At 38.2% G+C, this 26,145-nt stretch carries 18 protein-coding genes, 3 tRNA genes, 3 rRNA genes and 1 pseudogene; 9 read left to right on the top strand and 16 right to left on the bottom strand.

The window, feature by feature from the left end:
* Positions 1-93: 93 nt before the first annotated feature.
* Genes tsaD through tsaE form a run of 4 tightly spaced genes read right to left on the bottom strand, consistent with a single transcriptional unit; the run spans position 94 to position 2,650 of the window.
* Entirely contained in the window at positions 94-1,116 is a 1,023-nt protein-coding gene (tsaD, locus tag NGI30_RS02830) for a tRNA (adenosine(37)-N6)-threonylcarbamoyltransferase complex transferase subunit TsaD (protein ID WP_251942661.1), read from the bottom strand.
* A complete protein-coding gene (gene rimI / locus NGI30_RS02825; RefSeq protein ID WP_425356344.1) occupies positions 1,109-1,534 on the bottom strand; it encodes a ribosomal protein S18-alanine N-acetyltransferase in 426 nt (141 codons plus the stop codon). Before rimI ends, tsaD begins: the two co-directional genes overlap by 8 nt.
* A gap of 11 nt (positions 1,535-1,545) precedes the next feature.
* Entirely contained in the window at positions 1,546-2,208 is a 663-nt protein-coding gene (gene tsaB / locus NGI30_RS02820) for a tRNA (adenosine(37)-N6)-threonylcarbamoyltransferase complex dimerization subunit type 1 TsaB (protein ID WP_251518332.1), read from the bottom strand.
* Complete coding sequence (gene tsaE / locus NGI30_RS02815; protein WP_251518330.1) at positions 2,189-2,650, bottom strand: tRNA (adenosine(37)-N6)-threonylcarbamoyltransferase complex ATPase subunit type 1 TsaE; 462 nt, start codon at positions 2,648-2,650, stop codon at positions 2,189-2,191. The genes tsaB and tsaE overlap by 20 nt, the downstream gene beginning before the upstream one ends.
* A 518-nt stretch (positions 2,651-3,168) precedes the next feature.
* On the opposite strand from tsaE, the gene ilvD reads away from it, so the two are divergent.
* The 9 genes and pseudogenes from ilvD to ilvA all read left to right on the top strand — a co-directional run bounded on the left by ilvD (position 3,169) and on the right by ilvA (position 14,191).
* Positions 3,169-4,857, top strand: coding sequence for a dihydroxy-acid dehydratase (gene ilvD / locus NGI30_RS02810; protein WP_251518328.1), 1,689 nt, complete (start codon positions 3,169-3,171; stop codon positions 4,855-4,857).
* 30 nt (positions 4,858-4,887) lie between these two features.
* A complete protein-coding gene (gene ilvB / locus NGI30_RS02805) occupies positions 4,888-6,660 on the top strand; it encodes a biosynthetic-type acetolactate synthase large subunit (RefSeq protein WP_502960384.1) in 1,773 nt (590 codons plus the stop codon).
* Positions 6,657-7,130 carry an acetolactate synthase small subunit gene (gene ilvN / locus NGI30_RS02800; RefSeq protein WP_251518324.1) on the top strand — a complete coding sequence of 158 codons (474 nt, stop codon included), beginning with the start codon at positions 6,657-6,659 and terminating at the stop codon, positions 7,128-7,130. The genes ilvB and ilvN overlap by 4 nt, the downstream gene beginning before the upstream one ends.
* A 52-nt stretch (positions 7,131-7,182) precedes the next feature.
* A pseudogene (gene ilvC, locus NGI30_RS02795) lies at positions 7,183-8,187 on the top strand (ketol-acid reductoisomerase).
* 168 nt (positions 8,188-8,355) lie between these two features.
* Positions 8,356-9,888 carry a 2-isopropylmalate synthase gene (locus NGI30_RS02790; protein ID WP_251942657.1) on the top strand — a complete coding sequence of 511 codons (1,533 nt, stop codon included), beginning with the start codon at positions 8,356-8,358 and terminating at the stop codon, positions 9,886-9,888.
* Positions 9,888-10,928, top strand: coding sequence for a 3-isopropylmalate dehydrogenase (gene leuB, locus NGI30_RS02785; RefSeq protein ID WP_251518317.1), 1,041 nt, complete (start codon positions 9,888-9,890; stop codon positions 10,926-10,928). Before NGI30_RS02790 ends, leuB begins: the two co-directional genes overlap by 1 nt.
* A 15-nt stretch (positions 10,929-10,943) precedes the next feature.
* Positions 10,944-12,314, top strand: a complete 1,371-nt coding sequence (gene leuC / locus NGI30_RS02780) for a 3-isopropylmalate dehydratase large subunit (protein ID WP_251942654.1) — start codon at positions 10,944-10,946, stop codon at positions 12,312-12,314.
* A gap of 1 nt (position 12,315) precedes the next feature.
* Positions 12,316-12,900, top strand: a complete 585-nt coding sequence (leuD, locus tag NGI30_RS02775; RefSeq protein ID WP_251518312.1) for a 3-isopropylmalate dehydratase small subunit — start codon at positions 12,316-12,318, stop codon at positions 12,898-12,900.
* Positions 12,901-12,922: 22 nt separating this feature from the next.
* Positions 12,923-14,191, top strand: coding sequence for a threonine ammonia-lyase IlvA (ilvA, locus tag NGI30_RS02770; RefSeq protein WP_251942653.1), 1,269 nt, complete (start codon positions 12,923-12,925; stop codon positions 14,189-14,191).
* A 546-nt stretch (positions 14,192-14,737) separates the two neighbouring features.
* Here ilvA and rrf read toward each other — a convergent pair.
* The 12 genes from rrf to NGI30_RS02710 form a co-directional block, all read right to left on the bottom strand.
* Positions 14,738-14,852, bottom strand: a 5S ribosomal RNA gene (rrf, locus tag NGI30_RS02765).
* A gap of 77 nt (positions 14,853-14,929) precedes the next feature.
* Positions 14,930-17,851, bottom strand: a 23S ribosomal RNA gene (locus tag NGI30_RS02760).
* Positions 17,852-18,014: 163 nt separating this feature from the next.
* Positions 18,015-18,091: transfer RNA gene (locus NGI30_RS02755), tRNA-Ile, on the bottom strand.
* A gap of 106 nt (positions 18,092-18,197) precedes the next feature.
* Positions 18,198-19,747: ribosomal RNA gene (locus tag NGI30_RS02750) — 16S ribosomal RNA — on the bottom strand.
* Together the 16S, 23S and 5S rRNA genes with 3 tRNA genes alongside form the textbook arrangement of a ribosomal RNA operon.
* A 137-nt stretch (positions 19,748-19,884) precedes the next feature.
* A tRNA-Gly gene (locus NGI30_RS02745) sits at positions 19,885-19,958 on the bottom strand.
* A gap of 25 nt (positions 19,959-19,983) precedes the next feature.
* A tRNA-Leu gene (locus tag NGI30_RS02740) sits at positions 19,984-20,066 on the bottom strand.
* Positions 20,067-20,441: 375 nt separating this feature from the next.
* Complete coding sequence (locus NGI30_RS02735; RefSeq protein ID WP_251518308.1) at positions 20,442-20,894, bottom strand: SprT family protein; 453 nt, start codon at positions 20,892-20,894, stop codon at positions 20,442-20,444.
* A complete protein-coding gene (locus NGI30_RS02730) occupies positions 20,887-23,037 on the bottom strand; it encodes a Tex family protein (RefSeq protein ID WP_251942652.1) in 2,151 nt (716 codons plus the stop codon). Before NGI30_RS02730 ends, NGI30_RS02735 begins: the two co-directional genes overlap by 8 nt.
* 191 nt (positions 23,038-23,228) lie before the next feature.
* Positions 23,229-23,999 (bottom strand): RNA polymerase sigma factor SigB, encoded by a 771-nt coding sequence (gene sigB, locus NGI30_RS02725; RefSeq protein WP_251519061.1) that lies wholly within the window; start codon positions 23,997-23,999, stop codon positions 23,229-23,231.
* The gene (gene rsbW, locus NGI30_RS02720) at positions 23,974-24,456 is read right to left on the bottom strand and encodes an anti-sigma B factor RsbW (RefSeq protein ID WP_251518304.1); all 483 of its coding nucleotides are present in this window, start codon (positions 24,454-24,456) and stop codon (positions 23,974-23,976) included. The genes sigB and rsbW overlap by 26 nt, the downstream gene beginning before the upstream one ends.
* A gap of 1 nt (position 24,457) precedes the next feature.
* Positions 24,458-24,784 (bottom strand): anti-sigma factor antagonist, encoded by a 327-nt coding sequence (locus tag NGI30_RS02715; protein WP_251518302.1) that lies wholly within the window; start codon positions 24,782-24,784, stop codon positions 24,458-24,460.
* Between the two features lie 125 nt (positions 24,785-24,909).
* Complete coding sequence (locus NGI30_RS02710; RefSeq protein WP_418128863.1) at positions 24,910-25,953, bottom strand: SpoIIE family protein phosphatase; 1,044 nt, start codon at positions 25,951-25,953, stop codon at positions 24,910-24,912.
* Between the last annotated feature and the right edge of the window lie 192 nt (positions 25,954-26,145).

Genomic DNA, 26,145 nt, shown 5'->3' with positions numbered 1-26,145 from the left:
TGATAAAATTATGATGTTGTTGATGAGCAAAATAAAAGTCTTATTTATCGACTCATTTGGTTTCACTTATAAAGTCAACTCGCTATCGCATTATTACATTGTAAATGCTTCAATATCTATACTGCTCAAACCATTTAATGACATGTCGGCCTGCATACCTCTTTGATATAAATAATGCCCTGCAGCACCAATCATGGCAGCATTGTCAGTACAAAGTTTCATACTAGGTATGTGCAATGTAATATCATTGTCTTTACAAGCTTGTGTTAAATGTGTTCTCAACCCTTTATTACTTGCTACACCACCTGCGACAATCAATTGTTGTACATCGTATGCACGACACGCGTTCATTGCTTTACCTACTAATACTTCTACAACACTATTTTGAAAGCTAGTTGCAACATCAGCTGCCTCAATGGCCTCCCCTTTTTGGCGTAAATTATGCAATTTATTAATAACAGCACTTTTCAATCCACTAAAACTGAAATCGTAACTATCATTTTCTAACCACACTCTTGGAAAGTCATATCGATCTTTACCTTCTGCGGCAAGTTTATCAATTTGAGGACCGCCTGGATAACTTAATCCAATGGTTCTCGCTACTTTATCGTAAGCCTCACCTACAGCATCATCACGTGTTTCTCCAATGACTTCAAAGTTTAAATGGTCTTTCATGTAAATCAGTTCAGTATGACCACCAGAAACGATAAGCGCCATTAATGGAAATTGTAATGGTTGCTCTAAATGATTTGCATATATATGACCCGCAATATGATGTACGGGAATGATTGGTTTATCATATGCAAATGCTAATGCTTTAGCGGCATTAATTCCTACGAGAAGTGCACCAATGAGACCAGGTCCTTGCGTTACTGCAACCGCGTCGATATCTTCCATTGTCACCTGAGCTTTTTTCAGCGCTTCATCAATTGTAGTTGTCATACCTTCAACGTGATGCCTGCTTGCGACTTCAGGAACAACCCCACCAAATCGCTTATGAATTTCAATTTGACTTAGAACGATATTAGATAATGTATTTGTACCGTTTTCTATGACACTTACGCTTGTTTCATCACAACTCGTTTCTACTGCTAATATTTTAGTTTGATTATTCATTTAAATTCACCCACATCACTAAAGCATCCTCACCTTCACCGTAATAATTTTTCCGCTTTCCACCATATTGGAATCCTAAATTTGTGTAAACTCTTCTAGCTATAACGTTTTCTTCACGTACTTCTAAACTCATGACCTCACATTGCGTTTGGACGTAATTCATCACATATTTCAATAAAAGCTGCCCTAGTCCATATCCTCTATATTGTTCGTCGATTGCAACTGTCGTGATTTGAGCTTGGTCAATCACTATCCAAACACCGATGTAGCCAATAATAGTCTCATTAAATTCAATTATAAAATAATGCGCGAATTCATTTTTTTCAATCTCATGGTAAAATGCATCAATTGTCCAACTACTGTCATTAAAACTTGCTCGCTCTATATCAAATACTTGTGGCACATCTTTTAACGTCATTAAGCGGATATTTAGTTCTTGTTCTGTTGGTTTATCCAATTGCGTTCCGCCTCTGATAATTTAATATAGTTTGGTGTAAATTGATGTACATCTTCTTCATTTTCAATTAGGTTTAACATTACTTTAGCTCGTGGTAAATTCGATATATATTCTCCATCTATCAATGATTCAAGCTGTTTGGCATCCTGGCCGACAAATACATAAGGTTGCTGTTGATCATGCAAAATAGTTAATAAATCTGTAATTGGTAGATACTGATCTTCAATAATTTGTTTCATTTGACCAGAATGATTTTGATACACCCCGGTATAAACCGCTTCACGTCTAGCATCGAAGAGAGGAACAATTAAATCCTCTCTTTCGTCAACGGTAGCGGCTAATGCAGCTAAAGAAGATACGCCATATAACTTGGCATCCAAAGCATATGCCAATGTTTTTGCGACTGTCACACCAATTCTTAATCCGGTGTACGATCCTGGACCTTGTGCCACAATGATTGCATTTATCTCTTTTTTCCCTATACCACTCTCTTTGATTACGGATTCTATTGCAGGCATTAATTGAGCAGAATGGTTTTTCTTTAAATTGGAATTTAACTCACTCAACAATTGATTATCTTGCATGACTGCCACAGATAACGGTTGATTAGAAGTATCAATCAATAGATAATTCATGCTCAATCGCCTCCTTTAACTGTTTATAATGTGCACCTTGTGCTTCTATTGTTATTTCTCGTTCTGTTTCATCAGTTGTAGTTATATTAATTACTAAATATTGAGATGGTAAATAGTCAGCAATAAATTGGCTCCATTCTATTAATGTTACTGCTTCATCTTCAAAATACTCATCAAAGCCCAAATCTTCGTCTGAATCCTCTAAACGATAACAGTCCATATGATGTAATTTCAAATTTGTACCTCGATATGACTTAATTATATTAAATGTTGGAGAATTGATATTGCGTTTGACGCCTAATGCTTTCCCTATCTTCTGACTTAAAGTTGTCTTACCAGCGCCCAAATCGCCATTTAATAAAATAATATCTCCTATCGACAAATGTTGAGCTATTGTCTCACCAAAACGTTCTAAATCATTCAAATCCTTTATTCTAATCATTGCTAACTCCTTTATTTACGTTCAAAGCGTTTATTTCACATATTTTAATTTCATCTTTATTTTTTTACTCAAAATGGCATTCGCACCATACACCGCTTGTTTTTATAAATGAGCTTAAATGAACGTTTCTATTTTAACAAATTTTAACTGATTTTACTTTAAGCATGTTTAATTTATATAAATACGATATCTCTAATTTAAATTGTAAGAAAATTTCAAATACTTACTGACACATTGCTCTATCTGTAGTAGATTTAATTTATCGAATTTTTAGACATTTCAAATAAATTTCAATATAACCATTCTAGAGGAAGGAGTATAATAAAATGACCCAACATACAATGAAATATAGACCGACAACTTCAAATATTTTAGTCATTTTATTATGCAATTAGGACTGGAACTTTAGTAATGACCTACTAAACGTTTAAGTCCTCTTTCTAATGGAATGGGACTTAAAAACGTCCCAATAAATTATTGGGACGTTTTTTTATTTTCAATTTTATGGGGGAATTAAAATGAGAAGCGATATGATAAAAAGAGGAGATCATCAAGCACCGGCAAGAAGTTTATTACACGCAACAGGCGCATTAGATAAACCAACTGATATGAATAAACCATTTGTGGCTATATGTAATTCATACATCGACATCGTACCAGGACATGTACATTTAAGAGAATTAGGAGACATCGCTAAAGAAGCAATACGTGAAGCAGGTGCAGTACCGTTCGAATTCAATACAATCGGTGTCGATGACGGTATCGCAATGGGACACATCGGAATGAGATATTCATTGCCATCTAGAGAAATCATCGCAGACGCTGCAGAAACTGTTGTCAATGCACATTGGTTTGACGGCGTATTTTACATTCCAAACTGTGACAAGATCACACCAGGTATGTTGCTAGCTTCAGTAAGAACAAACGTACCAGCAGTCTTTTGTTCAGGTGGGCCAATGAAAGCCGGTTTATCATCACAAGGGAAAGCTTTAAACCTTTCTTCAATGTTTGAAGCGGTTGGCGCATTTAAAGATGGTTCACTTTCAAAAGAAGAATTCTTAGATATGGAACAAAATGCATGCCCTACTTGTGGTTCTTGTTCAGGGATGTTCACAGCAAACTCTATGAACTGTCTTATGGAGGTATTAGGTTTAGCATTACCATATAACGGTACTGCATTAGCCGTAAGTGACCAACGACGTGAAATGATTAGAGAAGCTGCATTTAGATTAGTAGACAACATTAAAAATGATATCAAACCACGCGATATCGTTACACATGACGCAATAGATGATGCATTTGCTCTAGATATGGCTATGGGCGGCTCTACTAACACTGTACTACACACATTAGCTATAGCTAACGAAGCTGGCATCGATTATGATTTAACACGTATTAATGATATCGCTAAAAAAACACCTTACCTTTCAAAAATAGCACCAAGTTCATCATATTCAATGCACGATGTTCATGAAGCAGGTGGTGTTCCAGCAATCATCAATGAACTATTTAAAAAAGAAGGCACGTTACATCCAGACCGTATCACAGTTACAGGCAAGACGTTACGCGAAAATAACGAAGGCAAAGAGATCACAAATAATGATGTCATCAGACATTTAGATAACCCTTACGATAAACAAGGTGGTCTATCAATCTTATACGGTAATATCGCACCTAAGGGCGCAGCGATAAAAGTCGGTGGCGTTGACCCTTCTATCAAAGTATTTAAAGGTAAAGCTATTTGTTTCAACTCACATGATGAAGCAGTAGAAGCCATCGATAACCACACTGTTCGTGAAGGACATGTCGTAGTCATCCGTTACGAAGGACCTAAAGGTGGTCCAGGTATGCCAGAGATGTTAGCCCCTACTTCATCCATTGTAGGTCGCGGACTTGGTAAGGACGTCGCATTAATTACAGATGGTCGTTTCTCAGGTGCAACAAGAGGTGTCGCAGTCGGACATGTATCTCCTGAAGCCGCAGCTGGCGGACCTATCGCTTTAATCGAAGATGGCGATGAAATCACAATCGATTTAGTCGACAGAACATTAGATGTCGATGTACCAGTCGAAACGTTAGAAGCTAGAAAGCAAGAACTTGAACCATTCAAAGCAAAAGTTAAAACAGGATATCTTGCACGTTACACATCATTAGTTACTAGTGCTAATACAGGTGGCATCATGCAAGTACCAGATGACCTTTTATAAGGAGTGAGTAAAATGGCTAAACAAACAGAAATGCTAGATCAAAATAGTACAGAAAGTTTTGATACATTAGAAGCAGCTCAATCAGTAGAACCTGAAGTTGAAATAGAACAACAAACAGTAGATGAAATGAGGACTGGTTCTGAATTATTAGTAGAATCACTCGTCAATGAAAATGTTGAATTTATTTTTGGTTATCCCGGTGGTGCAGTATTGCCACTTTATGACACATTTTATGAAGGCAAAATCAAACACATTTTAGCACGACACGAACAAGGTGCAACACACGCTGCAGAAGGTTATGCACGTGTTTCTGGTAATACAGGCGTTGTCGTAGTTACGAGTGGACCTGGAGCTACAAATGCAATCACAGGAATCGCTGATGCTTATAGCGATTCCCTTCCATTAGTAGTATTTACAGGACAAGTTGCAACAGCAGGTATCGGTAAAGATGCCTTCCAAGAAGCTGACTTATTATCAATGACGACACCAATTTCTAAACATAATTACCAAGTTAAAAATGTAAGCGATATCCCAACAATTGTGCATGAAGCATTTCATATTGCCAACACTGGAAGAAAAGGCCCAGTCGTAATCGACTTTCCAAAAGACATGGGCGTGCTTTCAACTAATGCGCAAGTTTGTAACTCACTTGACTTACCTGGAAATTCAGTAGCTGAAAAACCATCAGAAAATGAAATACAAAAATTACGCGATTACTTAAAAAGTGCTGAAAAGCCACTAATTCTTGCTGGTGCTGGTATTAATCATGCAAAAGCAAATGATGTATTAAACGAATTTGTTACTCGACATCAATTACCTGTTGTTAATACATTATTAGGATTAGGTTCTATCCCGTATGAACATCCGCTATTTTTAGGTATGGGGGGCATGCATGGTTCTTACGCAAGTAATATGGCACTCACAGAATGTGATTTATTAATTAATTTCGGTAGTCGTTTTGATGACCGACTTGCGAGTAATCCTGATGAATTTGCACCAAATGCTAAGATTGTTCACGTTGATATCGACCCTTCAGAAATCAATAAGATCATCAAGGTAGATTTAGGAATCAATGCTGACTGTAAAGCAACTTTAGAAGAATTACTAGGCTACGAAAGTAATTCAATCAAGCATACAGAATGGTTAGAATGGTGTTATGAGAACAAAGCAAAGCAACCTTTCTCTTATGAGGAAGATGAAGATAAAGTATTCTCAAAACCTCAACGTACAATTGAATACATTGGTGAAATAACAAACGGTGATGCAATCGTTACAACTGATGTAGGACAACACCAAATGTGGGTTGCTCAATATTATCCATTTAAAACACATGGCCAACTTGTTACAAGTGGTGGTTTAGGTACAATGGGGTTCGGTATTCCAGCTGCTATTGGTGCTAAATTAGCACAACCAGATAAGACCGTTGTAGCATTTGTTGGAGATGGTGGATTCCAAATGACAAACCAAGAGATGGCTATATTAGATGAATATCAAATCGATATTAAAATAGTTATCGTAAATAACGGTACTTTAGGTATGGTAAAGCAATGGCAAGATAAATTTTTCAATAAACGTTTTTCACATTCTGTATTTAACGACCAACCAGACTTCTTAAAATTAGCCGAAGCATACAATGTGAAAGGCTATCTCATAGATAATCCAGATAACTTAGAGCAACAATTAGATGCAGCATTTAATCACGAAGGACCGGCACTCATTGACGTTCGTATCTCACCTGTCGAACCTGTCAATCCAATGGTACCAAGTGGTAAAGCAAATCATGAGATGGAGGGCCTAATATGAGAAGGACATTCAAAACCCGTGTACGAGATAAAGCTGGTACATTAAATCGATTAACTAGTATATTTGTACGTCGTCAGTTTAATATCGTTACCATTTCAGCTACCCCTACCTTAGAGGAAGGTATTACTGAAATTATATTTGTAGCAGAAGTGCCTGATTCAGATGTACTTCGTAATTTAATTCAACAATTAAAGAAACAAATCAATGTCATTTCTGTACAAGACATAACAGATACAAATATGTACAACAGAGAATTACTTCTTTTGAAATTCCAAACACCTCAAGATGAATTAAAATTACAAAAGTTAATTAAACCGTATGATGCGCTAGTTTCATTTTTAAAAAATGAAGATGGGTACACCTATCTTCAAGCTGCAGGTCCTCAATATACTATGGATAACCTCTTAGATGATCTATCATCATACCAAATCGAACAAGTATCAAGGACTGGCTCAGCAGCCATACATTAAAAAATTGAAATTAAAATCTGAAAATTCAAATAATAATATGGAGGAATTTAACATGACAACAGTTTATTATGATCAATCAGTAACAAATGATGCCTTACAAGGTAAGAAAATTGCAATCGTAGGTTATGGTTCACAAGGCCATGCACATGCACAAAATTTAAAAGACAACGGCTATGATGTGATTATCGGTATCCGCCCAGGAAATTCCTTTAACAAAGCTAAAGATGATGGTTTCGAAGTATATCCTGTTAACGAAGCTGCTAAACAAGCAGACGTCATCATGATTTTATTACCTGACGAAATCCAAGGTGATGTTTATAAAAATGAAATCGAACCGAATCTTGAAGCAAACAACGTTCTAGCATTTGCACATGGTTTCAACATTCATTTCGATGTTATCCAACCACCACAAGACGTAGATGTATTCTTAGTTGCACCTAAAGGTCCTGGTCATTTAGTACGTAGAACATTTACAGAAGGAAGTGCAGTACCGTCATTATTCGCAGTAGAACAAGATGCAAGTGGCGAAGCAAGAGACATCGCATTAAGTTATGCCAAAGGTATCGGTTCAACAAGAGCTGGTGTTCTAGAAACATCATTTAGAGAAGAAACTGAAACTGATTTATTTGGTGAACAAGCCGTTCTTTGCGGAGGCGTTACAAAATTAATCCAATAAGGTTTCGAAACATTAGTTGAAGCGGGTTATCAACCAGAAATTGCTTACTTTGAAGTATTACACGAAATGAAACTCATCGTAGACTTAATGTATGAAGGCGGTATGGAAAATATGCGTTATTCAATTTCTAACACTGCTGAATTCGGTGACTATGTTTCAGGACCACGTGTCATCAGCCCTGAAGTTAAAGACAATATGAAAGATGTTTTAACAGATATTCAAAATGGCAACTTCAGTAATCGATTCATCGAAGATAATAAAAATAATTTCGAAGAATTCCATAAATTACGCGAAGCACAACACGGACATCAAATTGAAAAAGTTGGTAAAGACTTACGTGAAATGATGCCATTTATTAAATCAAAGAGTATCCCAAAATAACAAGCACTATAATTGAATGAAGTCCATATCCACCATGTTAGGTAACACAACAATTAAATCAACAAGACGCCTCCTAACATGGTGAATTTTTATATTGCTCATGGCAATACCACCAAATAGACATCATCCAATTATAGAATGAACATACAATGTGAGGAGATGTTGCAAATGGAAAACCATATTCAAATTTTTGATACAACACTAAGAGATGGTGAACAAACACCAGGAGTGAATTTCACATTTGACGAACGTTTAAAAATCGCTAAACAACTAGAAAAATGGCGCGTCGATATTATCGAAGCTGGTTTCCCCGCTTCTAGTACAGGAAGTTTTAAATCTGTTGAAAGTATTGCTGAAACATTAACAACTACAGCTGTTTGCGGTTTAGCACGTTGCGTTAAAAACGACATTGATAAGGTGTATGAAGCTACAAAGAAAGCAGTTAAACCGAGAATACATGTTTTTATAGCAACAAGCCCTATACATCGTGATTCCAAATTAATGATGTCACAAGAAGAAGTATTAGCAGCAATTAAAGAACACGTAAGTTACGCTAAACAATATTTTGATGTTGTTCAATTTTCACCTGAAGATGCAACGCGTACAGAGCTTCCATTTTTAATAGAATGTGTACAAACTGCTGTTAATGCTGGTGCAAGTGTCATTAACATACCAGATACGGTCGGTTATACCTACCCTACTGAATATGGCAATATCTTCAAAACTCTAAAGGAAAATATTACTACAGACCATGAAGTGATTTATAGTGCACATTGTCATGATGACCTAGGTCTTGCTGTCGCAAATAGTATGGCAGCGATTGAAAATGGTGCATTGCGTATTGAAGGCACGTTAAATGGTATTGGTGAACGTGCAGGTAATACCGCATTAGAAGAAGTAGCACTAGGACTTTACGTACGACAAGACCATTACAACAACCAAACAAAGCTCAATTTAAAGGAAACGAAACAAACTTCAGAACTTATAGCACGTTTCGCAGGCATCCGTGTACCTAGAAATAAAGCAATTGTCGGACAAAACGCATTCAGCCATGAATCTGGTATCCATCAAGATGGCGTGCTTAAAAATCCAGAAACTTACGAAATTATGACACCACAAATGGTTGGCGTTAAAACAACAGAAATGCCTCTCGGTAAGCTTTCAGGTAAACATGCCTTTGCTGAAAAATTAATTGCACTCGGCTATGAAATTAATCCTGAAGATCAAAAGACTTTATTTAAGCAATTTAAAACAGTTGCCGATAAGAAAAAGACGGTTACTGACCGTGATATTCACGCCTTAATCCAAGGTACAGAACACGAACAAAATGCTATTTATCAAGTTGAAACACTACAACTTCAATTCGTTTCTGAAGGTTTACAAAGTGCTGTAGTTGTAATCAAGGATAACGAAGGACAAACTTACCAAGATTCAAGTATTGGTTCAGGTTCTATTGTCTCAATCTATAATGCTGTAGATCGTATCTTTAACCGTGACACTGAATTATTAGATTATCGTATTGACTCTGTTACTGAAGGTACAGACGCTCAAGGTGAAGTCCATGTCCAACTTAAAATTAACGGTAAAAATGTTACTGGAATTGGTATTGATCACGATATCTTACTTGCATCATGTAAAGCTTATGTTGAAGCTCACGCCAAATATGTATCAGAGTTTGAAGTGAAAGAAGGTAGTCATTAATGCCTTATCAAATCGTTGCACTTCCTGGCGATGGTATCGGACCAGAAATCGTCAATGGTACGTTAGAGATATTAGAAAAACTAAGCAACTCATATAACTTTGACTATCAATTAGAGATACATGATTTCGGCGGCATCGCAATAGACAATCATGGCTCACCACTCCCAGATAACACTTTATCTGCATGTGAACGCGCAGATGCCATATTATTAGGTGCTGTTGGTGGACCAAAATGGGCAGATTCTAAACTCAGACCTGAACAAGGACTACTTTCTTTAAGAAAATCGTTAGAATTATTTGCCAATATACGCCCAACGAAAGTAACAAAAAGTACGAGCCACCTATCGCCTATCAAAGAATCGCGTGTGACAGGTACAGATCTAATCATTGTACGTGAATTAACTGGAGGTATTTACTTCGGTGAACCTAAACGATGGGATGAAACGTCGGCGTTAGATTCTTTAACCTATCAACGCTCTGAAATAGAACGTATTGCACGTATCGCTTTTGAGCTAGCACAAAAAAGAACTAAAAAGCTAACATCAGTCGATAAAGAAAATGTGCTATCTTCAAGCAAACTTTGGCGTTCAGTCATTAATGATATCGCTAGTGATTATCCAGACGTTGAAGTGAATCACTTACTCGTCGATGCGTGTGCCATGCATCTGATTACCAATCCAGCTCAATTTGATGTCATTGTTACTGAAAACTTGTTTGGTGATATTTTAAGTGATGAAGCATCAGTAATACCTGGTTCATTAGGTTTATCACCTTCCGCAAGTTTCAGTTCTCAAGGACCAAGATTATATGAACCAATACATGGTTCTGCTCCAGATATTGCCAACCAAGATATAGCTAACCCATACGGAATGTTATTATCACTCGTGATGTGTCTGCGAGAAAGTTTAGATCAATCACATGCAGCTGAACAATTAGAAACAATTATCTATCAATGTATTGAACAAGGTTATACAACTAAAGATTTAAATGGTGCTTACCGTACTTCTGAAATCTTTAAAATTATAAAAGACAAACTATAAAGGAGGAGATGTCGAATGGGGAAAACACTATTTGATAAAGTATGGAATCAACATGTGATTACTGGTAAAGAAGGTGACCCTCAATTATTATATATCGATTTACATTTGATACATGAAGTTACATCTCCTCAAGCTTTTGAAGGACTTAGAATTCAGAATCGACAATTGCGTAGACAGGACCTAACTTTCGCAACTTTAGATCATAATGTACCGACAACTGACATTTTTAATATTAAAGATGAAATTGCGAATAAACAAATTACCACTCTTCAAAAAAATGCTAAAGATTTTGGAGTTAGTATTTTCGATATGGGATCCGATGAACAAGGTATCGTGCATATGGTTGGTCCTGAAACAGGATTAACCCAACCTGGTAAGACCATCGTCTGTGGAGATTCGCACACAGCTACACATGGTGCATTCGGTGCAATTGCTTTTGGTATCGGAACGAGTGAAGTTGAGCACGTATTCGCGACGCAATGTCTATGGCAAACAAAACCGAAAAACTTAAAAATTGAAGTATCTGGCCAATTACCTAAAGGTGTCTATGCTAAAGACATTATCCTTTATTTAATTAACCAGTATGGCGTTGATTTCGGTACAGGTTACGCCTTAGAATTCGCAGGTGAAACAATTCGAAATCTTTCAATGGAAGAACGTATGACGATATGTAATATGGCTATTGAAGCAGGCGCAAAATATGGCATGATGCAACCAGATGAAACAACATTTGAATATGTTAAAGGTCGTCCATACGCGACAAACTTTGAACAATCACTTTCTGAATGGCGCGAACTTTATACTGATGATAATGCTACATTTGATAAAGTCATTACAATGGATGTCTCAGATTTGGAGCCACAAGTTACTTGGGGCACGAGTCCTGAAATGGGTGTGAACTTTAATACACCTTTCCCAGAAATTCAAAATGTGAATGACCAACGTGCTTATGATTATATGGGGCTTAAACCAGGACAAAAAGCTGAGGACATTGATCTTGGTTACGTCTTCTTAGGTTCATGTACAAACGCGCGCTTATCAGATCTTATCGAAGCAAGTCATATCGTAAAAGGTCAAACAGTTAATCCAAATATTACTGCCATCGTCGTTCCTGGTTCACGAACAGTTAAAATCGAAGCAGAAAAACTGGGACTCGATCAAATATTCAAAGAGGCAGGATTCGATTGGCGTGAACCTGGCTGTTCTATGTGTCTCGGTATGAACCCAGACCAAGTTCCAGCGGGTGTCCATTGTGCCTCAACAAGTAATCGTAACTTCGAAGGTCGACAAGGTAAAGGTGCGAGAACACACCTCGTATCGCCAGCAATGGCTGCCGCAGCCGCTATCAATGGTCGATTTGTAGATGTGAGAAAGGTGGTCGTTTAATATGGAAATTAAACCAATTACAACTTATACAGGTAAAGTTGTCCCCCTATTTCACGATAATATTGATACAGACCAAATTATTCCTAAAGTCCATTTAAAACGTATTTCGAAATCAGGGTTTGGACCATTCGCTTTCGATGAATGGCGCTATTTGGAAGATGGCACTGATAATCCAGAATTTAATCCGAATAAACCAGAGTATAGAGATGCGACAATATTGATTACAGGCGATAACTTTGGTTGTGGTTCTAGCCGTGAACACGCAGCTTGGGCATTAAAAGATTACGGCTTTGACATCATCATTGCGGGTAGCTTTAGTGATATCTTCTACATGAATTGCACTAAAAATGCAATGCTTCCAATCGTGTTAGATAATCATGTTCGAGAATATTTAGCACAAGCTAAATCAATTACAGTAGATTTACCTAATCAAACTGTTTTTACTGACGAACACAGCTATAAATTTGATATCGATGAAACATGGAAAAACAAATTGATTCAAGGACTAGATGATATCGCTGTGACGTTAGAATATGAAGATAAAATCAAATCATTCGAAAAGAATCATTCATTCATGCAAAATTAATTTACAAAGGTGTGGAACAATAATGACTATGAACACAACAGTTTCTTCAAAAGAAATCGATGAAGCTTTTTTACAATTAAAAGATGTAGTGAAGGAAACGCCCTTACAAAAAGATCTATATCTATCTCATAAATACGACTGTAATGTCTATTTGAAACGTGAAGATATGCAATGGGTTCGTTCCTTTAAATTAAGAGGTGCTTACAACGCTATTATCGCTTTGAATGAAGCAGATAGACAAAACGGGGTCACTTGTGCAAGTGCTGGTAACCATGCACAAGGTGTAGCTTATACCGCAAGCGAACTTAATCTCCAAGCTGTTATTTTCATGCCTGTAACTACCCCATTACAAAAAATTAATCAAGTTAAATTTTTTGGTGGAGAAAATGTTAAAGTCATATTAACAGGAGATACATTTGATGATTGTTTAAAAGAAGCCTTGGTTTACACAGAAGAACAAAAGATGAATTTTATCGATCCATTTAATAACATTTATACCATTGCTGGACAAGGCACAATAGCGAAAGAAATGATAGAACAAGCTAAATCTGACAATGTTCAATTTGATTATTTATTTGCAGCAATTGGTGGTGGTGGTTTAATTTCAGGTGTAGGTACTTACTTTAAGACACATTCACCTCAAACCTCAATCATCGGTGTAGAACCTGCTGGTGCAAGTAGTATGTATACTTCTGTGATACAAGAACAACAAATTGTGACCTTACCAGAAATTGATAAATTTGTTGATGGAGCATCTGTTGCACGCGTTGGAGAATTAACATTTAATATTGCTAACGATGTTGTCGATGATTATGTTCAAGTACATGAAGGTGCAGTATGTACAACTATTTTAGATATGTATTCAAAACAAGCGATTATCGCAGAACCTGCTGGTGCTTTAAGTGTGAGTGCACTAGAACAATACAAATCACAAATCAAAGGTAAGAACGTAGTTTGTATCGTGAGTGGTGGTAATAACGACATCAACCGCATGAAAGAAATTGAAGAACGCTCATTATTATATGAAGAAATGAAACATTACTTCATATTGAACTTCCCTCAACGTCCAGGTGCATTGAGAGAATTTGTTAATGACGTGCTTGGCCCTAAAGATGATATTACAAAATTCGAATACCTTAAAAAGTCTTCACAAAATACGGGTACAGTCATTATTGGTATCCAACTCAATGATCATGCTGACTTAAATAACTTAAAAGCAAACGTCGATGAGTTCGATGCTTCAAATATTTATATTAATGAAAATAAAATGCTCTATTCGTTACTTATTTAGTCGCACTCGCCCAAGACAACTTGGGCTTAGTGCGACTTATGCAAGTGTTTCTACACTTGCGAACCTTTAAATAAATATTATTAAATTATGCAAGTGCTCATGCACTTGCTTTTTTATATCAAAGAAACTTAAAGTATCACTTTTCAATTTATTGAAATTAGTGATACTTATGCAAGTGTGTCTACTGCTCATGCACTTACATTTTTTTTATCAAAGAAACTTACGGTTTCTTCCATTGACTACTGTGGATTAATCAAATGCCTGGCAACGTCCTACTCTTGCGGAACGTAAGTCGGCTACCATCGACGCTAAGGAGAACCTTCCTGATTACGAAGGCAAGCGCTCGCATCTTTCCTCATTTTCGTTCTTTCCTTATTCGCTTACCTCTTGTAAGCTCTTTGCGTCTTTCACTCAATTCGTCAGCTTCAAACGCTTTCTTCTATCAGGGACAATGCAAGTTAGAAGTTAAGCTCCTTTTGTGCCTGCGGCACTGATTAGCGCCGTTTGGATATAAAAAAAGAGACCTTTTGGTCTCTTTGGGTTATTGCCTGGCAACGTCCTACTCTTGCGGAACGTAAGTCCGACTACCATCGGCGCTAAGGAGCTTAACTTCTGTGTTCGGCATGGGAACAGGTGTGACCTCCTTGCCATTGTCACCAGACAATGCAATGTATGAAATTATACATTCAAAACTAGATAATAAGTAAAATGAATGAAACCAAACAAAACGTTTAAAAATTGATTAAGTCTTCGATCGATTAGTATTCGTCAGCTCCACGTATCGCTACGCTTCCACCTCGAACCTATTAACCTCATCATCTTTGAGGGATCTTATAACCGAAGTTGGGAAATCTCATCTTGAGGGGGGCTTCATGCTTAGATGCTTTCAGCACTTATCCCGTCCATACATAGCTACCCAGCGATGCCGTTGGCACGACAACTGGTACACCAGAGGTATGTCCATCCCGGTCCTCTCGTACTAAGGACAGCTCCTCTCAAATTTCCTACGCCCACGACGGATAGGGACCGAACTGTCTCACGACGTTCTGAACCCAGCTCGCGTACCGCTTTAATGGGCGAACAGCCCAACCCTTGGGACCGACTACAGCCCCAGGATGCGATGAGCCGACATCGAGGTGCCAAACCTCCCCGTCGATGTGAACTCTTGGGGGAGATAAGCCTGTTATCCCCGGGGTAGCTTTTATCCGTTGAGCGATGGCCCTTCCATGCGGAACCACCGGATCACTAAGTCCGTCTTTCGACCCTGCTCGACTTGTAGGTCTCGCAGTCAAGCTTCCTTATGCCTTTACACTCTATGAATGATTTCCAACCATTCTGAGGAAACCTTTGAGCGCCTCCGTTACTCTTTAGGAGGCGACCGCCCCAGTCAAACTGCCCATCTGACACTGTCTCCCACCATGATTAATGGTGCGGGTTAGAAATCCAACACAGCAAGGGTAGTATCCCACCAACGCCTCCACGTAAGCTAGCGCTCACGTTTCTAAGGCTCCTACCTATCCTGTACAAGCTGTGCCGAATTTCAATATCAGACTACAGTAAAGCTCCACGGGGTCTTTCCGTCCTGTCGCGGGTAACCTGCATCTTCACAGGTACTATGATTTCACCGAGTCTCTCGTTGAGACAGTGCCCAAATCGTTACGCCTTTCGTGCGGGTCGGAACTTACCCGACAAGGAATTTCGCTACCTTAGGACCGTTATAGTTACGGCCGCCGTTTACTGGGGCTTCGATTCGTGGCTTCGCAGAAGCTAACCACTCCTCTTAACCTTCCAGCACCGGGCAGGCGTCAGCCCCTATACATCACCTTACGGTTTAGCAGAGACCTGTGTTTTTGATAAACAGTCGCTTGGGCCTATTCACTGCGGCTCTCCTGGGCTTGCACCCTAAAGAGCACCCCTTCTCCCGAAGTTACGGGGTCATTTTGCCGAGTTCCTTAACGAGAGTTCGCTCGCTCACCTTAGAATTCTCATCTTGACTACCTGTGTCGGTTTGCGGTACGGGCACCAGTATTCTAGCTAGAGACTTTTCTTGGCAGTGTGAAATCAGCGACTCGAGGAAACAATTTCCTCTCCCCATCACAACTTGACCTTATGAGTGTCGGATTTGCCTAACACTCAGTCTTATTGCTTGGACGTGCACTCCAACAGCACGCTTCGCCTATCCTACTGCGTCCTCCCATCGCTTAAAACGAATCATGGTGGTACAGGAATATCAACCTGTTATCCATCGCCTACGCCTGTCGGCCTCAGCTTAGGACCCGACTAACCCAGAGCGGACGAGCCTTCCTCTGGAAACCTTAGTCAATCGGTGGACGGGATTCTCACCCGTCTTTCGCTACTCACACCGGCATTCTCACTTCTAAGCGCTCCACATGTCCTTGCGATCATGCTTCAACGCCCTTAGAACGCTCTCCTACCATTGTCCTACGGACAATCCACAGCTTCGGTAATATGTTTAGCCCCGGTACATTTTCGGCGCAGTGTCACTCGACTAGTGAGCTATTACGCACTCTTTAAATGATGGCTGCTTCTAAGCCAACATCCTAGTTGTCTGGGCAACGCCACATCCTTTTCCACTTAACATATATTTTGGGACCTTAGCTGGTGGTCTGGGCTGTTTCCCTTTCGAACACGGATCTTATCACTCGCGTTCTGACTCCCAAGTTAAATTGATTGGCATTCGGAGTTTGTCTGAATTCGGTAACCCGAGAAGGGCCCCTCGTCCAAACAGTGCTCTACCTCCAATAATCATCACTTGAGGCTAGCCCTAAAGCTATTTCGGAGAGAACCAGCTATCTCCAGGTTCGATTGGAATTTCTCCGCTACCCACAACTCATCCGCTCACTTTTCAACGTAAGTCGGTTCGGCCCTCCATTCAGTGTTACCTGAACTTCAGCCTGGTCATGGGTAGATCACCTGGTTTCGGGTCTACGACCAAATACTCAACGCCCTATTCAGACTCGCTTTCGCTACGGCTCCACATTTGCTGCTTAACCTTGCATCAGATCGTAACTCGCCGGTTCATTCTACAAAAGGCACGCCATCACCCATTAACGGGCTCTGACTACTTGTAAGCACACGGTTTCAAGTTCTATTTCACTCCCCTTCCGGGGTACTTTTCACCTTTCCCTCACGGTACTGGTTCACTATCGGTCACTAGAGAGTATTTAGCCTTAGGAGATGGTCCTCCCAGATTCCGACGGAATTACACGTGCTCCGTCGTACTCAGGATCCACTCAAGAGTGAACAGATTTTCGACTACAGGATTATTACCTTCTCTGATGTAACTTTCCAGTTACTTCGTCTAATCTATTCTTTTCTAACTCCGTAGAGAGTGTCCTACAACCCCAATAAGCAAGCTCATTGGTTTGGGCTCTTCCCGTTTCGCTCGCCGCTACTCAGGGAATCGATTTTTCTTTCTCTTCCTGCGGGTACTAAGATGTTTCAGTTCTCCGCGTCTACCTTCGGATATGCTATGTATTCACATATCGATAACACGACATAACTCGTGTTGGGTTTCCCCATTCGGAAATCTCTGGATCACAGCTTACTTACAGCTCCCCAAAGCATATCGTCGTTAGTAACGTCCTTCATCGGCTTCTAGTGCCAAGGCATTCACCGTGCGCCCTTAATAACTTAATCTATGTTTTTAGTCAAAAGACTAAAAAGCAAACGTTATTAATCTGTGAGTGTTCTTTCGAACACTAGCGATTATTTTTGAATTCAAGCGTATACACGCTATTCACTCGGTTTTGCTTGGTAAAATCATTATTTTACTTATTTATCTAGTTTTCAATGTACAAAATGGTGGGCCTAAGTGGACTCGAACCACCGACCTCACGCTTATCAGGCGTGCGCTCTAACCAGCTGAGCTATAGGCCCATTTCTATAATATTTTAAATACTCTGATGAGCATTCAAAACTGAATACAATATGTCAATGTTATTCCGTTTCATCTTCGTAGAAGATGTTCCGAATATATCCTTAGAAAGGAGGTGATCCAGCCGCACCTTCCGATACGGCTACCTTGTTACGACTTCACCCCAATCATTTGTCCCACCTTCGACGGCTAGCTCCAAAGGTTACTCCACCGGCTTCGGGTGTTACAAACTCTCGTGGTGTGACGGGCGGTGTGTACAAGACCCGGGAACGTATTCACCGTAGCATGCTGATCTACGATTACTAGCGATTCCAGCTTCATGTAGTCGAGTTGCAGACTACAATCCGAACTGAGAACAACTTTATGGGATTTGCTTGACCTCGCGGTTTAGCTGCCCTTTGTATTGTCCATTGTAGCACGTGTGTAGCCCAAATCATAAGGGGCATGATGATTTGACGTCATCCCCACCTTCCTCCGGTTTGTCACCGGCAGTCAGCCTAGAGTGCCCAACTTAATGATGGCAACTAAGCTTAAGGGTTGCGCTCGTTGCGGGACTTAACCCAACATCTCACGACACGAGCTGACGACAACCATGCACCACCTGTCACTTTGTCCCCCGAAGGGGAAAACTCTATCTCTAGAGCGATCAAAGGATGTCAAGATTTGGTAAGGTTCTTCGCGTTGCTTCGAATTAAACCACATGCTCCACCGCTTGTGCGGGTCCCCGTCAATTCCTTTGAGTTTCAACCTTGCGGTCGTACTCCCCAGGCGGAGTGCTTAATGCGTTAGCTGCAGCACTAAGGGGCGGAAACCCCCTAACACTTAGCACTCATCGTTTACAGCGTGGACTACCAGGGTATCTAATCCTGTTTGATCCCCACGCTTTCGCACATCAGCGTCAGTTGCAGACCAGAAAGTCGCCTTCGCCACTGGTGTTCCTCCATATCTCTGCGCATTTCACCGCTACACATGGAATTCCACTTTCCTCTTCTGCACTCAAGTTTTCCAGTTTCCAATGACCATCCACGGTTGAGCCGTGGGCTTTCACATCAGACTTAAAAAACCGCCTACGCGCGCTTTACGCCCAATAATTCCGGATAACGCTTGCCACCTACGTATTACCGCGGCTGCTGGCACGTAGTTAGCCGTGGCTTTCTGATTAGGTACCGTCAAGACGCGCACAGTTACTTACGCATTTGTTCTTCCCTAATAACAGAGCTTTACGATCCGAAGACCTTCATCACTCACGCGGCGTTGCTCCGTCAGGCTTTCGCCCATTGCGGAAGATTCCCTACTGCTGCCTCCCGTAGGAGTCTGGACCGTGTCTCAGTTCCAGTGTGGCCGATCACCCTCTCAGGTCGGCTACGTATCGTTGCCTTGGTAAGCCGTTACCTTACCAACTAGCTAATACGGCGCGGGTCCATCCATAAGTGATAGCAAGGCCATCTTTCACTTTAGAACCATGCGGTTCTAAATATTATCCGGCATTAGCCCCGGTTTCCCGGAGTTATTCCAGTCTTATGGGTAGGTTACCCACGTGATACTCACCCGTCCGCCGCTAACGTCAAAGGAGCAAGCTCCTTATCTGTTCGCTCGACTTGCATGTATTAGGCACGCCGCCAGCGTTCATCCTGAGCCAGGATCAAACTCTCCATAAAAATTTATGATGTTTGATTAGCTCATAATACTAAATGTGTTTCTTCAACACTTGTTAACAACTTTAAGTTGTAGTGTTTGGAATTAACGTTGACATATTGTCATTCAGTTTTCAATGTTCATTAAATATTATTTAAAATGGAGCGGGTGATGGGAATCGAACCCACAACATCAGCTTGGAAGGCTGAGGTTTTGCCATTAAACTACACCCGCATTATAAATTTGAATTGCTATTTGATGCGGCCGAGAGGATTTGAACCTCCACGGGATTACTCCCACTAGGCCCTCAACCTAGCGCGTCTGCCATTCCGCCACGACCGCTTGGCAAAACGCTTTATTTCCGATTACTGTATTTAACATTGTAAATTATTTGTAATGCAATGTCAATAATAAATTAAGATTTAATTAATAAATTTAATACTGCGTTAATCGAAGTTCATATTATTTTCGCAACGTTTTATATACTATAATATATTCAATCCAACGTCAATAGAAATTCACTAAAAAATTTGATTTTCTTTAAATTTCCTGTATTTAGCAGCAATTTTAACTTTTTAACTTTAATATTATTAACATTTTCGACTATCCATTATTAATATATCTAAAATCCCAAGAAATTCTACACATAAAAATACCGCAATTTGTTCTGCGATTTAAAGAACAAATTACGGTTACCTAATAATATTAATTAATGAACTATTTTATATTGAATTCTTTGAGTCTTCCTCCACATTTACCACATACCATTTTTTTAACATTCACTTTGCGTATTCTATATGCTTTCGTACCACATTGAAGACATTGATACATATAATTTACACGATCTTCGTATTTTTCAGTAGGTGTACAATACCTAGGTGCACCCACTTGTTTACTTAATTTTTTAAAGTCTTGATCTCGATGTTGGTACCCTTTGTTTTGTAAATGAAGATGATAATGGCATAGCTCATGTAATACAACTTGAACAATGGCATCTTTTCCAAAATGTTCATACTGCTTATAATTAATCTCAATGTTATGACTTTTTAAAAGATAGCGTCCCCCAGTAGTTCGCAAGCGTTTATTAAAATATGCTTGATGTTTAAAAGGCAGGCTAAAGTAATCTTTCGACAATGTTTCAGTCATCTGTTGCAAGTCTTCATTATTCATTTGGATCAATCATTGTGAGTGAAACTTTGCCTTTCTTTTCATCAATATCAAGTATCCAAACGTCCACGATATCACCAACACTAACAACATCCATTGGGTTTTTAACAAATTTCTTTGATAATTTCGAAACGTGTACTAAACCATCTTGTTTCACACCAATATCAACAAAAGCACCAAAGTCCACGACATTTCGAACGGTTCCACTTAATTTCATATTTTTAGATAAATCTTCTATAGAAAGTACATCTGACTTTAAAATTGGTGTTTCAAATGCATCACGTGGATCGCGATTCGGTGCAATCAATGACTTAATAATATCTTCTAACGTAGGTTCACCGATATTGAGCTTTTCAGCTGTTTCTTTAATATCTAATTGATTTAATGCTTTTTTCAAATTGTCTGTACCTAAATCATCGCCATTCATATTAATTGCATTCAATAATGTATAAGTCGCTTCATAACTTTCAGGGTGTATAGATGTATTATCTAAAGGTTCACTACCTTCTACAATTCTCAAGAACCCTATACTTTGTTCAAATGTTTTAGCGCCTAGACGTTTTACTTTTGCGATCTCTTTATTATGCTTAATTGCTCCATTTTCTTCTCGATAGTCGATAATATTTTGGGCAATGCTGTTTGATAGACCTGATACATATTGTAATAATGATTTCGAAGCAGTATTTACATCAACACCTACTTGGTTTACGGCTGTTTCTACTACGAATGTAAGTGCACCTTCTAACGATTTCTGGTTTACATCGTGTTGATATTGACCGACACCAATTGATTTAGGGTCGATCTTAACCAATTCACTTAATGGGTCTTGTACCCTTCTACCAATTGATACAGCACTTCGCTCTTCTACTTGAAAATCAGGAAATTCATTACGCGCAATTTCTGAAGCTGAATAAACTGATGCACCCGCTTCATTGACAATAATAAATTGTATATCAAGATTATGTTTCTGTATCATAGAAGCTACGAATTGTTCAGACTCTCGACTTGCTGTTCCATTACCAATAGCTACAAGTTCAACATCGTAGTCTTTAACAAATTGTAAGAAAGTCTGTTCTGCTTCTGCCTTTTTGTTTACTGGCGGATGTGGATACATCACGCCTTTAGCAACAAATGTACCAAAGGGATTAATTACAGCTAATTTGCATCCTGTTCGAAATGCTGGATCTACGCCTAATATTTGTTTACCTTGCATTGGTGGTTGCAATAATAAATTTCTTAAGTTTTCACTAAAGACATCAATTGCATGATCTTCAGCTTTTTTCGTTAAATCTGCTCTGATTTCTCTCTCGATTGATGGCATGATTAATCGTTTTAAACTATCTTTAATTGCATTCGAAATCACTTCTGTACCTTCATGTTGCGTGGTAATTTCATTTTTGCGGATAAAGTTCTCGATGCCTTGAGTATCCATATCAATTTTCACTGTTAAAACTTTTTCTTTTTCCCCACGGTTAACGGCTAACACTCGATGGTTAGCAATTTTCTTAATAGGCTCTGCATAATCGTAATACATAGCATAGGTTTCTAACTCGTCTTCGGCTTTCTTTTTCTTTTGCGTAACGATTTGTCCGTGTTGATACGTATCCTTCAAAATCTTTTCACGGTATTTCGGTTCATCTGAAACGTTTTCCGCAATGATGTCTTGTGCGCCTTGGATTGCATCGCTAATTGTTTCTACTTCCTCATTTAAGAATTGTTGTGCTTTGTGCTCGATTGATTGTTCTAATTTCGGTTGTGTTAACCATTTAGCAAGTGGTTCTAGACCCTTACGCTTCGCTTCAGTAGCACGTGTTTTTTTCTTTTGTTTGTATGGACGATATAAATCTTCTACACGTTGCAGTTTAGTTTGTTTTAAAATATCTGCTTTTAGGTCATCCGTTAACAAACCTTGTTCATCAATACTGTTAATCACTTCGTCTTTACGTTTTTGAAGATTCACCATATATTGATATTCATCATTTATTTTTTTAATTTCAACTTCATCGAGGCCACCAGTTTGTTCTTTTCTATAACGTGCTATAAATGGCACTGTGTTCTTCTCTTCTAGCAGTGATAATACTGCTTTAATTTGTTGCGTCGAAAAGTTGTATTGATTATTTATAGATTGTATTAAATTACTATCCATAGTCTCCTCCGCTCGTTTCTTTCAAAATTAATGATACTAAAATATTTTAACATATATATTACATAGAATTGATTATAATAACCACAAACGCTTTGTGACTTTAGATGAAAAACAGGCGACTTCTATTTATTAGAAGTCGCCTTTAACATCTCATTTAATAACGAAGCATTTGTTATATAAATTTGTATTGATTATTTATTTGCTGCTTCTTGTAATTTTTTTATCGCTGTTCTTTGAAGTCTTGAAACATGCATTTGACTTAAACCTATGCGTTCACCTGTTTCTTTTTGACTTAAGCCCTCAATAAATGTACATTGAATAATTTGTCTCTCTCGCTCTGTTAAAATTGGTAATATTTTCTCTAGAATCATTCGTTTCTCTGTTAAGTCATAATTGTGATCTTGTTGACCCATGATGTCTAACAATGTAACCGTTGAACCATCTTTATCAGCTTCGATTGAATGATCAACGCTTAAAGCATTGTAACTTTGACCCATTTCCATTGCTTCAAGAACATCCTCATCGTTAACTTCTAATCTATCCGCAATTTCTTCAATTGAAGGTGATCGTTCCAACTCGTTCGTGAGTTCATCACTTACCTTCTTTATACGTGGACCAATTTCTTTAATTCTTCTAGGTACATGTACACTCCAAGTTTTATCGCGTAAATATCTTTTGATTTCTCCAATGACAGTAGGAACTAAAAAGGCTTCAAACTTTCTATCGAAGGATAAGTCAAAACGGTTAATAGCACCTATTAAGCCTACCATACCAACCTGAACTAAATCCTCATGATGTGACTGACCCTTTGAATATTTATAAGCTAATGATTCAATAAGTTTTCTATAATGTTTCACTAGCTTCTCTTGAGCATCAGTATTCTCATTATTTTGTTGTTCTTTAATCCATTGATTAATTTGTTCAGGTGATACATCATTAACTGATTTCGACTCTTTCGCCATCATTTCGCACCTGCTCTTTTTTAATATACTTTATCATGCTTATTGTTACCCCAGATCGTTTATCTACTGTAACTTCGTCCATGAGAGATTCAATTAAGAATAAACCGAGGCCACCTTCTCTTAAGAAATCGATATTTTCATCTTCTTGGTAGGGTCCTAATTGTGCTTTCGTTTCTTCATAATCAAAGCTTTCACCTTGATCAGAAATTATAATTTTTATTTTGTCATCGAAAATTTCAAAGCAAAGGTTAATCATACCTTGACGTTCAGAATCTTCTTTGTATGCATGTTTAACAGCATTCGTTACCGCTTCACTCACTGCAATTTTAGCATCTTCTATATCGTCGTATGTAGCACCCGCTCGTGTAAACACACCAGATAAAGTAAGTCTGATTAAACTTACGTATTCCGCAGTTGCTGGCAAACGCATTTCAATATAATCTTGTTTTTGTTGCATGTTATTCAACCTCCGTTCCTTCATTAACATGCATCAAGTCTTTTAAGCCTGTTATATCAAATAATCGGCTAATACGATCAGAAACGCCAAGTATATATAACTCTTTATCGTGTTGGTTCAATGCTTTTAAAGTACCGACAAATAATCCAAGACCCGTTGAATCTAAATAACTTACATTTTCTAAATTTACATAGATGTCATGTGTACCTTCTTGTCGCATCGGAACTAAGACTTCCTCTAACTCTGGAACAGTGTAAACGTCAAGTTCACCTGCAACTTTGACATTGTAATGTGTATCATGACGCTCTGTTTCAATATTAAGTTTCATACAAATACACTCCTAATTTTAGTCTCATTCACATCTTCTATACCCGTAAAATTTAAAACTAACCTTGAGCTATAAACAAAAATAATTTGTTTTAAAATAGCTAAATTATGTTATAAGTTTAACGATTAATTCACTCTCTTAATGATTAATATTGTTAAATCATCTCTTTTTTCGGGATTTTGTATTTTTAATATTTCCTCATATAGCAATTGAACAATGTCCTGTGGATGCATATGTTTATACTTATGAATCATATCTAAAAGATAGGATTTATCTAAAAATTCTCCAGCCTCATTTCTAACTTCCGTAACACCGTCAGTAAAAATGATAACAAAATCATCTATATAAATTGGTATCTCTTGTTGCTTATAACGTGTTTGTTGGCTTACACCTAATACTCTACCTCTAACACTAATTTCTTCGAACTCCTGAGTATCTGCTCTATAGATATAACCAGGCTCGTGTCCTGCTGAACTACAATAGAGTAAATGGTTGAGTTCTTCATATAATCCGTAAAACATTGTCACGAACATATTTTGGTTAACATTTTTCTCAACAACACGGTTTAATCGCTTTAACCCATCACTAGGCAATTGTGAGTGACCATAAGAATCCATGCCGAATTTAATCATACTCATCGCGAGGGCAGCGGGAATTCCTTTACCAATGACATCTGCAACAGCGAAACTCATCGTCCCATCTTTATGATCTATTAAGTTGAAATAATCGCCACTAACCTTTTGAGCTGCGACTGAAATAACACCGATCTGTATGCTATCAAATTGAGGAATTTCTGTTTTTAACATTGTTTGTTGAAGTCTTGACGCTAAATCGATTTCTTTATCATGATATTGCATTCGATCGACAAGTTGTTGATAATCTCTGTAGTTATAACCAAAGCCACTTGTGATTTCTTTAAGCACATCGAAAGTCTTTAAAATTGAAGCTCTATCTAAATCTAACTTTTGAACATAGCTTTTATGGATTTCTACAATATCTTCTGGTAGAAGGTCTTTTTTAATAACTTCATTAGTAAAATGTTCAACTTTTTTCAATAGATCTGAACTGTCTTTCGAATGTAAACTTTCATCAATTAGCGCTTTATATTGATTTTCGAACTCTTTCACGTGGTTTTTCCTCCTCAAAATGCAAATATAAATCGCATACATCGATTTGATATATAATGCAAATTCTTAAACTAAATTATAATTTAGTTATTCAAAAGTAAATTAAATTAAAAAAGCTTTAGGATCCCCTAAAGCTTTTCAACTTAGACATCCTATTAAAAGGCTTATTATCACAAAAATTGAAAGGTTGTGATTTTAATATAATCACATTATTATGTGTAATTACTTGCGTGT

It is taken from the genome of Staphylococcus sp. Marseille-Q5304 (genome assembly GCF_943737015.1).
Taxonomy (GTDB): Bacteria; Bacillota; Bacilli; order Staphylococcales; family Staphylococcaceae; genus Staphylococcus; species Staphylococcus hsinchuensis.
Note: the sequence above shows the minus strand (reverse complement) of the source record. Positions and strands in the feature narration are given on the sequence as shown.